At 69.3% G+C, this 14,496-nt stretch carries 15 protein-coding genes; 3 read left to right on the forward strand and 12 right to left on the reverse strand.

Annotated features, from left to right (window positions below; all coding sequences use genetic code 11):
* Window positions 1-54 precede the first annotated feature (54 nt).
* Both E0H92_RS40285 and E0H92_RS40290 read right to left on the reverse strand, forming a co-directional pair.
* Window positions 55-639: a superoxide dismutase family protein gene (locus tag E0H92_RS40285; RefSeq protein ID WP_165550249.1), complete on the reverse strand. Its 585-nt coding sequence runs from the start codon at window positions 637-639 to the stop codon at window positions 55-57.
* Between the two features lie 61 nt (window positions 640-700).
* On the reverse strand, window positions 701-1,597 hold the full coding sequence (locus E0H92_RS40290; RefSeq protein ID WP_131500000.1) for a LysR family transcriptional regulator: 897 nt from the start codon (window positions 1,595-1,597) through the stop codon (window positions 701-703).
* Between the two features lie 81 nt (window positions 1,598-1,678).
* Between E0H92_RS40290 and E0H92_RS40295 the strand changes: the two genes are divergently transcribed.
* A complete protein-coding gene (locus E0H92_RS40295; protein ID WP_131500001.1) occupies window positions 1,679-2,545 on the forward strand; it encodes a DMT family transporter in 867 nt (288 codons plus the stop codon).
* On the opposite strand, the gene E0H92_RS40300 is transcribed toward E0H92_RS40295, so the two are convergent.
* Together E0H92_RS40300 and E0H92_RS40305 are read right to left on the reverse strand one after the other, a co-directional pair.
* Complete coding sequence (locus E0H92_RS40300) at window positions 2,542-3,924, reverse strand: ricin-type beta-trefoil lectin domain protein (RefSeq protein ID WP_131500002.1); 1,383 nt, start codon at window positions 3,922-3,924, stop codon at window positions 2,542-2,544. The genes E0H92_RS40295 and E0H92_RS40300 overlap by 4 nt on opposite strands.
* Window positions 3,925-3,955: 31 nt before the next feature.
* Window positions 3,956-5,059 (reverse strand): DNA glycosylase AlkZ-like family protein, encoded by a 1,104-nt coding sequence (locus tag E0H92_RS40305; protein ID WP_131500003.1) that lies wholly within the window; start codon window positions 5,057-5,059, stop codon window positions 3,956-3,958.
* Window positions 5,060-5,159: 100 nt separating this feature from the next.
* Between E0H92_RS40305 and E0H92_RS40310 the strand changes: the two genes are divergently transcribed.
* Together E0H92_RS40310 and E0H92_RS40315 are read left to right on the forward strand one after the other, a co-directional pair.
* Window positions 5,160-6,008 carry a hypothetical protein gene (locus E0H92_RS40310; RefSeq protein ID WP_131500004.1) on the forward strand — a complete coding sequence of 283 codons (849 nt, stop codon included), beginning with the start codon at window positions 5,160-5,162 and terminating at the stop codon, window positions 6,006-6,008.
* Window positions 6,009-6,124: 116 nt separating this feature from the next.
* Entirely contained in the window at window positions 6,125-6,391 is a 267-nt protein-coding gene (locus tag E0H92_RS40315; protein WP_131463148.1) for a GlsB/YeaQ/YmgE family stress response membrane protein, read from the forward strand.
* 24 nt (window positions 6,392-6,415) lie between these two features.
* Here E0H92_RS40315 and E0H92_RS40320 read toward each other — a convergent pair whose 3' ends face one another.
* The 8 genes from E0H92_RS40320 to E0H92_RS40355 form a co-directional block, all read right to left on the reverse strand.
* Window positions 6,416-8,785 (reverse strand): glycoside hydrolase family 65 protein, encoded by a 2,370-nt coding sequence (locus E0H92_RS40320; protein WP_131500005.1) that lies wholly within the window; start codon window positions 8,783-8,785, stop codon window positions 6,416-6,418.
* Window positions 8,786-9,526, reverse strand: coding sequence for a beta-phosphoglucomutase family hydrolase (locus E0H92_RS40325; protein WP_131500006.1), 741 nt, complete (start codon window positions 9,524-9,526; stop codon window positions 8,786-8,788). It lies immediately after the preceding gene.
* Window positions 9,527-9,546: 20 nt separating this feature from the next.
* Window positions 9,547-10,497, reverse strand: a complete 951-nt coding sequence (locus E0H92_RS40330; protein ID WP_131500007.1) for a sigma-70 family RNA polymerase sigma factor — start codon at window positions 10,495-10,497, stop codon at window positions 9,547-9,549.
* A gap of 115 nt (window positions 10,498-10,612) precedes the next feature.
* Window positions 10,613-11,026 (reverse strand): glyoxalase superfamily protein, encoded by a 414-nt coding sequence (locus tag E0H92_RS40335; RefSeq protein WP_131293759.1) that lies wholly within the window; start codon window positions 11,024-11,026, stop codon window positions 10,613-10,615.
* 86 nt (window positions 11,027-11,112) lie between these two features.
* The gene (locus tag E0H92_RS40340) at window positions 11,113-11,427 is read right to left on the reverse strand and encodes a protease inhibitor I42 family protein (RefSeq protein ID WP_131500008.1); all 315 of its coding nucleotides are present in this window, start codon (window positions 11,425-11,427) and stop codon (window positions 11,113-11,115) included.
* Window positions 11,420-12,478, reverse strand: coding sequence for a CV39L family lectin (locus E0H92_RS40345; RefSeq protein ID WP_202874076.1), 1,059 nt, complete (start codon window positions 12,476-12,478; stop codon window positions 11,420-11,422). Before E0H92_RS40345 ends, E0H92_RS40340 begins: the two co-directional genes overlap by 8 nt.
* 108 nt (window positions 12,479-12,586) lie before the next feature.
* Window positions 12,587-13,336, reverse strand: a complete 750-nt coding sequence (locus tag E0H92_RS40350) for a C1 family peptidase (RefSeq protein ID WP_131500009.1) — start codon at window positions 13,334-13,336, stop codon at window positions 12,587-12,589.
* A gap of 124 nt (window positions 13,337-13,460) precedes the next feature.
* Entirely contained in the window at window positions 13,461-14,453 is a 993-nt protein-coding gene (locus tag E0H92_RS40355) for an acetylxylan esterase (protein WP_238173807.1), read from the reverse strand.
* Window positions 14,454-14,496: the final 43 nt, after the last annotated feature.

Raw genomic sequence — 14,496 nt, forward strand, 5'->3', positions numbered from 1 at the left:
TGGTTCCGCGCCTACTGCGGGGCGCTCGGTGCGGCGCATCGGCGTGACACCCCCTTAGTGCCAGGTCAGTGGGAGGCAGGCGAGGCGGGCGCCGGCGGTGCCGTGGTGGTCGGTCGCGTGCTCGTGAACGACGATGGAGCGGTCACCCGGTCGCGGGACGAACCGTACGGCGGTTGACGCCGTCGCCGCTCCGCTCGGGCCAACGGTGAAGTCGAGCCAGATCTCGCGCTCATGGTCGACCCGTACCGGCTTGTGACCGTTGATCACGTCGGTGTTGTAGTGCGGTCCGGCGGCAGCGCCGTTGCCTGCCACACACGGGCCGGTGTGCAGATGCGCGCCGAACGTGCGGCCGGCCGCCGTACGCCCGACCCCAGTCACCTTCAGCCGAACTGTGGTTCGTGCGCCCTGCGACGTCATCACCACCATCGCCCGCGCACCCTCGAACGGCCCGTGCGGCTTCAGGACGCGCAGCGATCCGTGGCTCGTCGCCACGTCGGTCTTTCCGGCCACGGGGATCGAGACTTCCCCCTCCGGTACGCCGGGCGGCCGCTTCTGCGCCGCTGCCACCGGACCGGCTAGTACGGCGGTGGCTGTGAGGAGGGCTGCTGTGATGAGGGTTGTGCGGGTGGTTGCTGTCATTTTCCTCTCCGGACCCGAACCACTGCCCCGGGCGGGGTGACAGCGAACTGCCGCGAGGCTATCAAGCGCTCGGCCTGCGCACGGTCGCCGCCGCGGCCTGGAGGTTGGCGAGTGTCGTCCGCACCGCACGCCGAGCCGTCCGCTCCGGCCGATGCAGCGCGTCGATGTGCCGCCGCGCATGCACGCCTCGCATCGGAAGCAGCACGACACCCGGATGCGAGCGGGCCGTCCACCGCGGTATCAGCGCCAGCCCGGCGCCGGCGGCCACCAACTCGGCGACCACGGTGAACTCGTTCACGCGATGGACCAGCTCGAGGCGCCGGTTGGCCGCCGCACCGATCGCCTCGATCGTTGCCATCAACGGAAACCCGTCGTGCACCGTGATCCACGGCTCGCCGGCCACGTCCCGCGGCGACACCGAGCGCTTCGACGCCAACTGATGATCGACTGGTACGGCGACATCCAGCGGCTCGTGCAGCAACGGCGTGACCGCGACGGTCCGCGGCCAGGCAGCGGCATGATCCAGCCGATGCGCCAGCACCACGTCGTACTCCCGGGTCAGCGGCGGGAACTCGTCCTGCGGCACGTCCTCGTCGTGCAGGCTGACCCGCGGACCGTCCGCCGCCCGCAACAGCGAAGGGAAGAACGCCGCGGCCGCACTGTGGAACGCGGCGACCGACACCACCGCATCCGGCTGCTCCGCGAACTCGTCCACCACCTGCCGGGCCCGCGCCAGCGCCGACTCCACGTCCGCGGCAGCCCCGGCCAACGCACGGCCGGCGGCGGTCAGCACGACCCGTCGGCCGTCGCGTTCGGTCAACGGCACCGGCATCGACCGCTGCAGCAACCGCAGCTGCTGTGAGATCGCGGACGGCGTCACGAGCAGCGCCTCCGCGGCCGCGGTGACGCTCCCCAACTCACCGACTTCCCGGAGCACCCGCAGCTGCCGTTCATCCATCCAGACACTTTAGCTGTCCTACAGTGTTACTGAAGACATTGGTACTTGGCTTCAACGTCACAAACCTTCACCGTTGGACCCGTGCCCGGATCCCGCCGTACCGATCTCGTCCTGCTCCTGGTCGCCGTCGTCTGGGGTTCGAGCTATCTCGCTGCCAAGACCGCGACCAGCAGCGCGCCGGTGTTGACCGTGCTGTTCCTGCGGTACGGCATCTCCGCGCTCGCGCTGGTCCCGTTCGTTCGCGGCATCACCCGGAAGGAACTGAAGGCCGGGCTGGTCCTCGGCCTCACCCAGGCGTCGGTCCTGGTGCTGGAGACGTACGGCGTGACGCAAACCACTGCCGCGAACGCCGGACTGATCATCAGCCTCACGCTGGTCCTGACGCCGCTGCTCGACGGACGCGGCCTCCCGCCGCGCTTCTATCTCGCGGCCGGGATCTGCATGGTCGCCGTCGGACTGCTGATCTCCGCGGACGGCCTCCGCTCCCCCGGCACCGGCGACCTGCTGATGCTCGCCGCTGCCGTGGTCCGCGCGGGTCACGTCACGCTCGTCGGCCGGCTAGCCGTCGGTGCGCGGCCGTTGCAGTTGACGACCGTCCAGACCCTCGTCGGTACGGCGGTGTTCGTGGTACCCGCCGTACCGCATCTGCCGACGCACGCCGGTGTCGGCACGTGGCTGCAGATGGTCTATCTCGCCTTGTTCTGCAGCGTTTTCGCGTTCCTGGCCCAGACCTGGGCCGTCCAGCGGACGTCGGCCAGCAGGGCCAGCCTGCTACTCGGCACCGAGCCGATCTGGGCCGTTGCCATCGGCATCAGCCTCGGCAACGAACACCTCACCGTCCCGGCGGTCGCCGGCGCGATCTTGATGCTCGCCGGCACCACCTGGGGACAGTCCATCGAACGCAAACACCGGTTGGCCGGCCTCAGCCCGGCCGGGTTGGCGGCCTAGGAGCGGGTCCACTTCTGGTCACCAGATCCGTTGCACGGGGCAACTACGACCGCGGCGCCGTTCCCTGTACCGTTCGCTGTCAGACAGCCGGCCGCCGAGGTGACGGTCTGGTCGGCGTTGAGGTGCCAGACCTGGTCGGCGTCGCCGGTGCACGTCTCGATGGTCACCGCCGAGGCCCCAGCCGTCATGCACTTGTCGGCGTAGACCGTCAACTGGTTCGCGGCAGTGAGGTTCCACGACTGGTTCCCGCCGTTGTTGCAGTCCCACAGGTCAAGCGACGTACCAGGGCTGGTCGAGAACCCCGGTACGTCGACGCACCGGTTGCTGGCGACACCGCGCAGCGGCTCACCCGGCGGCGAAGGCGGCTCGTTGTTCGACGGCTCGCTCTTGAGCAGGCCCCAACCCCACCACAGCTGGTCGCGTCCGCTGATGCTGTTGACCTGGAGATCGGCCGGACCGACCTGTGTCGTCATCGAGTACGAGTCGCCGGTGCGCAGGCCCGGCCAGTAGACGACGCCCATCTGCTGCTCGCGAGCGACCTGGGTGAGCGCGGCCAGGTACGACGTGTAGACGTTGCCCTCGTGGTTGCCGTAGTTCAGGCCGATCGTCATCGGCGAGCCGGCCTCGTCGATGATCGTCCGCCAGCCGTACGAGCCGATCCGCGGGCGCAGGTTCGCCAGCCAGGCGGCCTCGTTCGTGTCGGAGGCCCAGAAGCCGTAGAAGTGCAGCGACAGCAGCGTTCCGTTCAGCTCCGGCGCCGCGCCGACCCCGGTCACGTTGTCGTTGTAGCCCGTCCCGGAGATCACGATCCGCCCGCGCGGAACGTTGCTGTGCCGCGCGATCCACGACGACGTCAGTGACACCCACTCGGTCAGCGAGTAGCCGAACGGTTCGTTCATCGGTTCGAAGTACACGTGCGGGTTCCGCCGGTACGCCTGCACCACCGTGTCCCACATCGCCGCGTACGCCGCCGGGTCGTCGACCCGCCCGTCCTTGGCGTTGTCGGCCTCCCAGTAGCTGAGGATGACCTTGAAACCGCCGGCCGTCGCCGCGTCGATCGCCGCGCGGTACGAGCGCCACCAGTCGGTGCCGACACTCGACGGGTTGATCGGGAGCCGGATCGTGTTCGCCTTCAACTCCTTGCGGAACTCCCCCACGATCCCGACGGCCTTGCGGTACGTCGTCGCGTAGTCGTCCGCCGTACTGAGTCCGGACGGAACGACCTCGTCGTCGGCGTAGTTGTCGCGCGGGTCGGCCCAGTTGACGCCACGGAAATCGTTCGTGCGCGGAGGACCCGCGGCGGCGCCGCCGGGCACCGCTGCGGACAGCGCGAAGAGGCACAGCAGGACGGCGAGGAGACTGCGGACGGTTGATCTCACCCCGCGATGTTTACGTAAACAGACTGATCGGTCAAGAGGTCGGCACGAGTTCCAGCCGGAGCCAGCGGGCGAGGTCCCGGATCTCGCGGTGGACGGCGGCCGTGAGGGTCTTGGAGAACGGCTCGTCCTCGTGGATCGCGGTGACCCGGAAGACGCCGGCCTTGCGGTCCGACATCGCGTCGAGCTTCCCGACCAGGCGGTCGTTGTGCAGGATCGGCAGCGCGAAGTACCCCCACTTGCGCTTCGCGACCGGTTTGTACATCTCCAGCTGGTAGTCGAAGTCGAAGATCTCCAGCAGCCGTTTCCGGTCGTACACCAAGCGGTCCAGCGGCGAGACGATCGCCGTCCGTCCGGTGAACGGCCGGTCGAGCAGCTCAGGATCGATCCGCCATTCGCCGCGGACGCCGTCCACGACGGCCCGCTCCCCCGCCTCGCCGGCGTCGAGCGGCTCACCCGGGCACGCCGGGCCCTTCGCCCGCAGCAGACCCATGGACCGCAGCCGCTGCTCGTCCCGCATCCGGGCCGCCTTCGCGATCGGCACCGGCGGATCGTCGGGGTAGACCCGAGAGGCCAGGTCCCACAGGCGGTCCCGGCCGTCGCGGCCCGCGATCGCCACCTCGCCGCGCTGCATCATGAATTCCAGCAGCTGCGACACGTTCCGGTTGTTGGTCCAGCCGCTCGACCTCCACGGCCGAACGCACGTGTCCGGCAGCTCCCGCATCACCAGCGGACCGTCCTGCCGCAACCGCTCGAGGATGTCGAGACGGCAGCCCTCGTTCGCCAGCACCCAGTCCCGCCGGTACTCCTGCCAATCGAGCGGCTCCCCGTCGCTCGGCCACGCCGCCATCTCGGCCCGGAACAGCGCCAGCGTCTCCGGCAGGCGCACGAACCCGCGCAGTTCCAGCAGCTCCAGCGAGGCCAGCGCGTCGGCCAGCTCGGCCGGGTCGTACGACGAACCGAGCCGGCTCCAGGCCACCAGATCGGCGTTCGGTGCGACGTACGCCGTCTGATCGAGCTGCAGCACGTTCAGACCGCGGACGACCTCGAACAGGTCCGCCGGCCGCTCGCTGGTCAGCAGTTGCGCGCGCACGGCCAGCCGCCGCGCATCGCGCTTCGACAGTTGATGAACGGTCACGATTCGAGGCTAGGCCATAGCGCGGACAGTATCCTGAGAGAGAATCTGGGGTGTAGCCGAGCAGGTGGGGACCTGGTGCTCGGAGTTTCAGGGGGTCATCGTGGCGGTACGTGGTCGGGTACTCATACCGTGTGCAGGAATTCTGCTGGCGTCGGCGGTCGTCGCCGGTTGTTCGGTCGCCGAAGGGTCGAGTCCGCCGCCCACGGTGCAGCCGACGCCATCGATCGTCGTACCGCGCTCGACGACGGCGCTCAAACCCGCGACCGACTGCACGGGCTCGACGCAGCAGCTGCCGACGGAGTCCGAGACCGGCGGCGTGCAGCTGACCCTCAGCACCGACCCGAGCCGTACGTCGTTGCTCCTGAAGAACACCGGCAGCCTGTCGGTCGTCGTCATCCCGGACGCGAGCTTCACCAGCCGCCTGGTGGCGGCGCCGTACGCCAACCCGCAGGACCAGGCGTCGCGGGCCGCGTTGATCGCCGTCAACAACAGCGGCGCGAAGATGTCAGACATCCCGCGATACGTGCCGCTGACCCAGGTGATCACCATCCCGCCGCAGTGGGCGGTCTGCGCGCTCACCGACAGCGCCGAAGAGACTGCGTCCGTCCGGTACCTCCAGGACCGGCAGTCCAGCGCGGAGTACTTCGTCACGAAGGCGCTCGCCGACCAACTGACCGTCCGGACCAGCTTGGACAGGGTCCGCCCGGCACTCGTGCGCTGCGCGAAGAGCACCCTGATCGTTCTCGCGAGCCACCCGGAGATGTCGGACATCGAGTTGTACGTCGAGATCCTGAGCCCTCGGTCCTTGTGCCAGGCCGGCTACAAGGCCTTGCTGGGCGGCGATTCGGGTGCGACGGCGCAGCTCGAGGCGGCGGTCATCCAACGGCTCGGCGGCGCTCCTCGGCTGCTCGCCAACAGCCGGCTGTTCAGCATCACCGCGCAGTCCTGATCACAGTCCTCGCCCAGGGTCGGCTCCGGGTCCGGTCAGGGAGAACTCCACTGCCGTGGGCCCGGATGCGACGGCAGACTGGTGTCATACCGTTCGACTCTCGGAGGACATCAGCCATGATCGGCTTCATCATCGCCGGACTCATCATCGGAGCGCTCGCCCGGCTCTTCACCCCCGGCAAGCAGAAGCTCGGCCTGCTCGCCACGCTGCTGCTCGGCCTGGCCGGCTCGGTGATCGGCGGGACGATCGCGAGCCTCCTCGGCACCGGCGGCATCTTCGAGCTCAACGTGCTCGGCTTCATCGTCGCGGTGATCTCGTCGGTGATGCTCGTCGGCACCGCCGAGTCGCTCGCCGCCCGCAACAAGAAGACCGTCACCCGCTGACCACAAGACCCGTAGGGCGCTGGTCTAGCCGTCCTCGTTGATCGCCATCGCCGGCCGTGGCTCGCGGCCCGGCGGCTGTGGCGGCCGGGGCAGCAACGGCCGGCGCTTCTCCAGTGTCCGGACCACCGGCTGCTTCGCGGTGACCGTCAGCTCCTCGCCGGCGTGCCGGATCGTCATCGACGCGTCCGGCCCGTCGTGCACCGAGTACTTCACCGCCACCGGATCGATCTCCACCTTCAGCCGCACGCCGCGCCAGTGGATCGTGAAGCTCAGCCCGGCCAGGCCGATCGGCAGCGCCGGATCGAACGACAGACTGCCGTCCCGCTCGCGCAACCCTCCGAACCCCGCCACCAGCGCGCTCCACGCACCGCCGAGCGACGCCATGTGCAGGCCGTCGCCGGTGTTGTGGTGCAGGTTGCGCATGTCGATCAGCGCGGCCTCGTACGCGTAGTCGTAGGCCAGATCCAGATGCCCGACCTCGGCCGCCATCACGGCCTGCACGCAGGCCGACAACGACGAGTCCCGCACCGTCAGCCGCTCGTAGTAGTCGAAGTTCCGCGCCTTCTCCTCGACGGTGAAGGCGTCACCGCACCAGTACGTCGCCAGCATCAGGTCGGCCTGTTTCACCACCTGGGTGCGGTACAACTGGAAGTACGGCGCGTGCAGCAGCAGCGGGTACCTGTCCTTGTAGGCCTCGAAGTCCCACACGGCGTACCCAGTGAAACCTTCGGACTGCGGGTGGACGCCGAGATCCGCGTCGTACGGCACGTAGACGGCGGCCGCCGCGTCCCGCCAGCCCGCCTCCTCCTCGCTGTCGACGCCGAACTCCCGCGCCTTGGCCGGGAACTTCGCCGCGACCTCGGCCGCGGACCGCAGGTTGCGCGCCGCCATCAGGTTGGTGAAAACGTTGTCGTCGGCAACTGCGCTGTACTCGTCCGGGCCGGTCACGCCGGGCAGATGCCAACGGCCCGAGCGATCGTGGTGGCCCAGCGAGATCCACAACCGGGCGGTCTCCACCAGTAGCTCCAGCCCGACCTCGTCGAGGAAGTCCTCGTCGCCGGTGGCCCGGTAGTACCGCATGACGGCTTCGGCGATATCGGCGTTGATGTGGAACGCCGCCGTCCCTGCGGGCCAGTAGCCGGAGCACTCCTGGCCGCGGATGGTCCGCCACGGGAACGCTGCGCCCTTGAACCCGAGCTCCTCGGCCCGTTGCTTGGCCATACGTAGCGTCGAATGTCGCCAGCGCAGCGCGTCGGCGGCCGCGTCCGGCATCGTGTAGGTCAGCACCGGCAGCACGAAGCCCTCGGTGTCCCAGAACGTGTGCCCGTCGTACCCGGCCCCGGTGAGGCCCTTCGACGGGATCGCGCGCCGCTCGGCGCGCGCACCGGCCTGCAGGACGTGGAAGAGCGCGAACCGCACGGCCTGCTGCAGCTCCGGGTGTCCCTGCACCTCGACGTCGGCGCCGTCCCAGAAGTCATCCAGGAACTCGACCTGCTGCTTGGTCAGCCCGTCCCAGCCGGAGAACCGGGCACTCGCGAGCGCGGCCGCGACCTGGTCCCGGATCGCGGTCTCCGATCGCAGGCTGGACCAGCCGTAGGTCAGGTACTTCACCACGCGCAGGCTCTCGCCCGGCTGCAGCTGGCAGATCACGGTGGTCCGCGCCCAGTCCTCGCGGACGTCCTGGTCCATCGCGTACCGGGCCGAGGTGTCCACCTCGTGCGACATCGCCGCGGCCATCAACTGCTGGCTGCGCGTCGTTCGGTGGATCAGGACGGTGCCGTGCTCGCCTCCGTCGTGGCTGACCGGCTTCAACGGGTTGTCGAGGACGGCGGCCACGCGCGGATCGTCGGACAGCTTCGGCTGGGCCTCGTTCGCGACCAGTTCGGACTGGATCACGAAGCGGGCCGGCTGGTCGACGGGCTCCACGACGTACTCGATCGCGGCCACCGCGCGCTGGGTGAGCGACACCAGGCGGCGGCTGCGGACCTTGATCCGCTTGCCGCCGGGTGACGTCCAGTCCACGTCACGTTCGAGGATGCCGGTCCGGAAGTCCAGCGAGCGCTCGTGTTTGGACAGGTAGCCGTAGCGGACGTCGAACGGCGAGTCGTCGACCAGGAGCCGGATCAGCTTGCCGTTGGTGACGTCGACCAGGGTCTGCCCGGACTCCGGGTAGCCGTAGCCGGCCTCGGCGTACGGCAGCGGACGCTGCTCGTAGAACGAGTTCAGGTAGGTGCCGGGAATCGCGTACGGCTCGCCCTCGTCGAGGTTGCCGCGCAGGCCGATGTGGCCGTTGGACAGCGCGAACAGCGACTCCGCCTGGGCCAGCTTGTCCATGGCGAGCCGCGTCTCCCGCAGCCGCCACGGCTCGATCGGGTGGTGGCCTCGGTCGATCATTCAGTTCTCCAGTAGTTCTGCGAGGTCGCGGACCACCACGTCGGCGCCGTGCGACTTCAGCTCGGCGGCCTGGCCGACGCGGTCCACTCCGATCACCTGCCCGAAGCGGCCCGAACGGCCGGCGGACACGCCGGCGAGTGCGTCTTCGTACACCGCCGCCTGCGACGGCTCGAGCCCGAAGCCCTTGGCCGCGGCGAGGAACGTGTCCGGGGCCGGCTTTCCCTTCAGGCCGTCGGTCCGGATCGTCACGCCGTCGACGATCTGCTCGACGTACTGCGCGAGGCCGGTGACGTCCAGCACCTCGCGGGTGTTCGCGCTCGAGGACACCACGGCCCGGCGGAGCCCGGCCTTCTCGGCGGCCTGCAGGTACCGCCGGGAGCCCTCGAACACGTGCACGCCCTCGGTCCGGATCCGTCGCTGCACCGCCTCGTTCTTCCGGTTGCCGAGGCCGTTCACGGTCATCGCGGACGGCGGATCGTCGGGGGTCCCGTCCGGCAGCGTGATGCCGCGCGCGGTCAGGAAGTCGCGGACGCCGTTGGCGCGCGGCTTGCCGTCGACGTACGCGTCGTACTCCCCGCGCGCATCGAACGCCTGGAAGGCGATCCCGTGCTGTGTCGCGTAGTCGCGGAGGAACTCGTCGAACATCTCTTTCCACGCGGCGGCGTGGACGGCAGCGGTATCGGTGAGTACACCGTCCAGGTCGAACAAACAGGCCTGGATCCCCGTAGGTAGTCCCAGCATGGATCCCACAGTAGCGGCCGCTAGGGGGTCAACCGGTCAGGGAGGCCGAAGGCGGGGAAACGGGAGTAGCCGAAGGTCATGATCTCGGTGATCTTCCCGTCGTCCACCCACAGCACGTCCAGCTTGAACGCCCGCCAGACGGTGTCGCCGGGCCGCAGCAGGTACGACGCCGCGGCGGGCAACCGGTTCGCCGACGTCGGCACCAGCCGCCACTCGCCTTCGCGATTCGGGCCGAGGCCACGTTCGAACAGCGGCAGGCACGCGGTGAGGCCGTCGAACGCCAACCGGTCGGGCGGCATCGAGATCCGCAGATCCTCGGCCGCGATCGCGATCGCCGCGGCCGCGTCACACCGCTGGTGCGCGTCGATGAACCGCGCCAGCACCTCGCGCTCCGCAACTGTCGGCTCCGGCGCACTCCAGTCGGTCCGCCGTACCGGCAGCCGCTGCTGCATCGTCACCCGAGCCCGCTGGAGTGCACTGTTCGCCGCGGCGACGCTGGTGTCCAGCAGCCCGGCCGTCTCGGCAGCTGACCAGCCGAGTACGTCGCGGGCGATCAGAGCGGCCCGCTGCCGAGCAGGTAACTCCTGGAGCGCGATCAGGAACGTCAGCTCGATCGTCTCCCGGTCCACGGCCACCACGTCGGGTTGATCGTGGGCCGGAGCGATCTCGTCGAGCAATCGGTCCGGGTACGGCTGTAACCACACCAGGTCTCGCGCGGCCGGCCGACGGACGACGTCCAGGCAGATGTTCGTCGCGATCTTGTAGAGCCAGGCCCGGAAGTACGTGCGCCCGTCGTACGTGTCGCGGGCACGCCACGCCCGCAAGAGCGTGTCCTGCACCGCGTCCTCGGCCTCGTCGTACGACCCGAGCATCCGGTAGCAGTGCACGTGGAGCTCACGCCGGTACTGCCCGGCCAGGGCAGCGAACGCGGCCTCGTCACCCGCGAACGCCGCCTCCTCCAGACCGGTCATGGGGCCTCCCGTCCTGGACTGAGGAGCGCAGGGAGCGAAGCGACCGGAGCGACGAGGGAAGGACGGGAGTTACAGCCCCATGACCCGCCGCGACGGAGTAGTGGCATGAGCACCGTCACGGCCGGTGCCCTACCTCCTGGACCGTCCAGCCGTTGCCGTCGGGATCCTCGAAGGACAGGAAGGTGCTGTAGTCCGAGCGCTCCGGGTGCAGACCGTCCTGCTTGCCCTGGGCGCCGAAGTGGAACGGCTCGCCGACCTCGACGCCGCGCTCGACCAGCTCGGCCCGCGCCGCCTCGATGTCGGTCACCACCAGGTGCGTGCCCTGGTAGGTGCCCGGCGTCGCCGAGGTGACCCCGGTGCCGATGGTGATCGAGCACGCCGACCCGGGCGGAGTGAGCTGCACGACCCGAAAAGAGTCGCCCGCCCGGTGGTCGACGTCCTCGGTGAACCCGAGCTGGTCGGTGTAGAACTTCTTCGCCCGATCCACGTCCGACACCGGCACGATCACGAGCTCGAGTTTCCAGTCCATCTGTGCCATCTTGCGGCCTCCCGCGGTCACCGTCGGTCCAGTCTGGCCGACATCCATGACCGTGTAACGCCGCCCGGGCCGAAAACTCATCGGTCGATCGATGAGATGACCACCAACTGGGTTCCCAGGGGCTCCTCGGTCGCCGTTCGGCGCAGCCGGAACGTCAGCTCGGCGCCGTCCGGATCCAGCAGCCCGATCCGGAACGTCCTGGTGCCACCGCCGCCGGCCGTCGGACCCGAGCCGCCGGGGCCCTGGGTGAAGCTCGCACCCAGGACCTCGACCGCGTCGCCGCCTTCCTCGAGCTGCCAGCGGTAGCCCGTGGTCGGTGACTCCGGCAGGTCGATCCGCACCGGCTCACCCGAGGTGGTGAGCCGGATCGCCGGACGGTGTCCTTCACTCATACCAGTAGTTGTCCTTCAGCGCCGCGTTCGCGCCGATCGACCAGACCTCCATGCTGTTCGGGATCCGCGACACCGCGGCCACCCCGCCGGCGAGCGACGTACTGTTCGCCGGCGCCAGTTCGAACGTCTGCCAGGCCTGGCCGTCGTACCAGAAGGCATCCTGCATCGACCCGTTCGCTCCGACCCACCAGACCTCCATGCTGTTCGCGATCCGGGAGACCGCCGCTACTCCACCTGTCGGCGATGCACTGCCGGCGGGAGCGATCTCGTAGCGCGTCCACTGGCCACCGTCGTACCAGTACGCCGCCTGCAGCGAGCCGTTGCCGCCGACCCACCACAGCTCCATGCTGCCCGGGATCCGCGACACAGCAGCCACACCACCGTCCTTCGACGCACTGCCGGCGGGAGCGATCTCGTAGCGCGTCCACTGACCACCGTCGTACCAGTACGCGCCCTGCACCGAACCGTTGGCACCGACCCACCACAGCTCCATGCTGCCCGGAATCCGCGACACAGCAGCGATCCCACCGTTCAGCGAAGCGCTCCCGGCCGGGGCCAACTCGTAGCGCGACCACTGGCCGCCGTCGTACCAGTACGCCGCCTGCACCGACCCGTCGGCGCCGACCCACCACAGCTCCATGCTGCCGGGGATCCGCGACACCGCAGCCACCCCGCCGCCAAGCGACGCACTACCGGCAGGCGCGATCTCGTACCGCGACCACTGCCCGCCGTCGTACCAGTACGCGCCCTGCAGCGAACCGTTGCCGCCGACCCACCAGACCTCCATGCTCCCGGGGATCCGCGACACCGCAGCGATCCCACCATCAGCAGATGCGCTGCCGGCCGGGGCGAGCTCGAAGTTCTCCCACGGCTTGCTCTCGTACCAGAAGGCGTCCCGGACCGAGCCGCCCGCACCGATCCAGAAGACCTCCATGCTGTTCGGAATCCGCGACACCGCGGTGACGGCACCGGACAGGGACGACGTCTGCGCACCGGTCAGCTCGAACGCCTTCCAGCCGCCCGGCACCTGCACGCCCTCGACGCCGAACATCGGGAACCGGTTCAGCGAGCCGTTCGGGTCGCGGTCGTTGCTCGTGTCGTCGATCCCGCATTCGCCGTACCCGATCCGGAAGAACCCGTTGTCACCCCACTTCGGGCCCTAGGAGTTCTTGGCGATCCAGCACCGATCGCTGTCGTTGTACCCGACGATCTCCACGCAGTGGTAGCCGCCCGATCCGCCTTGGGTGTGGCGGTAGACGCCGGTGTCGCTGGTGTAGCCCCAGAAGTCGTCGTACACCTGGAAGACGGCGCAGACCGGGCCGCGGGTGGCCAGCCACTGCTTGCGCTCGGCCATCGTGCCGAGGACCTTCTGACCGGTCGGCGTGAACAGCCGGCTGTCGCGGTGCGGGTCGAGCCGGCAGCTCGGGCTGCCGTCCGCGCCGAAGGCACTCGCGTACGGGAACAGCGCCTCGTCCGGGACACCGCGCCGCTGTGCCTCGGAGAGCGCGTCGGCAGGCCACCAGCCGTTGCAGCCCGCGCCGTGCGCGGAGCAGAAGTGCAGATCCGCCTCGCTGATGTCGACGATCTCGCCGGTCGCGATCGACACGGTCGACTCGATCGTCGCGCAGACGCAGAACGAGACGCAGGAGCCACAGCCGCCCTGGTCCTTCACCGGCGAGACGTGGTTCCGTCCGCCGACGTCGCGCCAGTCGATGCTCGCGGGCAGGTTGCGGATCGAGGTGGCGACGCGCGGACGGGCGGCGTACTTCGCCAGCTCCGCGCGCGGCACGTCGACGCCGAGCAGCCGCGAGGCCAGCCGCTGTCGCCGCCCCGGCTTGGCCGACGCCGGCTTCCCACGCTCCTGTTCGAGCAGGTCCAGAATCTCGGCGACCGTGTCGAAAGCAGTCATGAATCCCCCTGAGTGTGTGGTGACCGGTGAGTCCGGCCACCACAACGCTCCGTGACGTCAGGGGGTGCGGCAATAGATCTGCCCGCGGTCTGCACGCAAGGGATTCACCCCTTGCACCTCAGTGTCAGCCGGCTGCCTCGAAGATCTGCGCGAACCAGTCGAGCTGGGCGAGCTGCTGGTAGGTCTGGCCGCCCTCGTGGTTGTTGTAGTGGTAGACCTCGATGTCTTTCTGGTCGGACCCGTAGTGGTTGTACGCCGCGAAGACCGTCGACGGCGGGCAGGTGGCGTCCATCAGCGCGACCGAGAACAGCGCCGGCGCCGTGGCCAGCCGGCCGAGGTTGACGCCGTCGAAGTAGCTGAGGGTGTTCAGCGCCGCGTCGACGTCGTGCCGGAACCCCTTCAGGTACCGCGTGATCTCGCCGTACGGGTCCTTGTCGGTGATCTGCAGCGCCCGCTGGAAGTGGCACAGGAACGGTACGTCGGGAGCGCAGCCGAGCAGCTCGATCCCCGCGATCGGGGCGAGACCGGCCGCAGCGATCGAGATACCGCCGCCCTGGCTCCCACCGGTGACGATCACCTGGTTCGGATCCACGAACGGCGACGTCAGTGCCGCCTCGAGGGCCCGCACGGCGTCGATGTACACGCGGCGGTAGTAGTACGTCTCGGGGTCGGTGATACCCGCGGTCATGAAGCCCGGCGTGTGGTTGAGACCGGCGTACGGCGTGTCGTCCGGCGTACCGTCGAGGCCGCCGGAGCTGTAGCCCTGGCCGCGGGTGTCCATCACGAAGTGCGCGTAACCGGCCTGGGCCCACAACGTAGTCGCGTGCGGGAAGCCGCGACCGCCGGAGTACCCGTGGTACTGCACCACGGTCGGCAGCGGGCCGTCCGTACCGGCCGGGACATGCAGCCAGCCCTTCACAGGCGAGCCGCCGAAGCCGGCGTACGTGACGTCGTAGGTGTCGATCACCGCGAGCTTGTTGTCGATCGGGGTGAACACGGCGGACAGGTCGTCGGTGCGCGCCTTCTCGATGGAGCGGCGCCAGAAGTCGACCAGGTCGGCGGGAGCGGCCACGTCGGGCCGGTACTCGCGGAGCTTGTCGAGGGAAAGGTCGAACATGGCCATAAGCGCCAAACCTACGCCCACGCGGCGGCCGCCGGTC

Source organism: Kribbella speibonae, from assembly GCF_004331375.1.
Taxonomy (GTDB): domain Bacteria; phylum Actinomycetota; class Actinomycetes; order Propionibacteriales; family Kribbellaceae; genus Kribbella; species Kribbella sindirgiensis.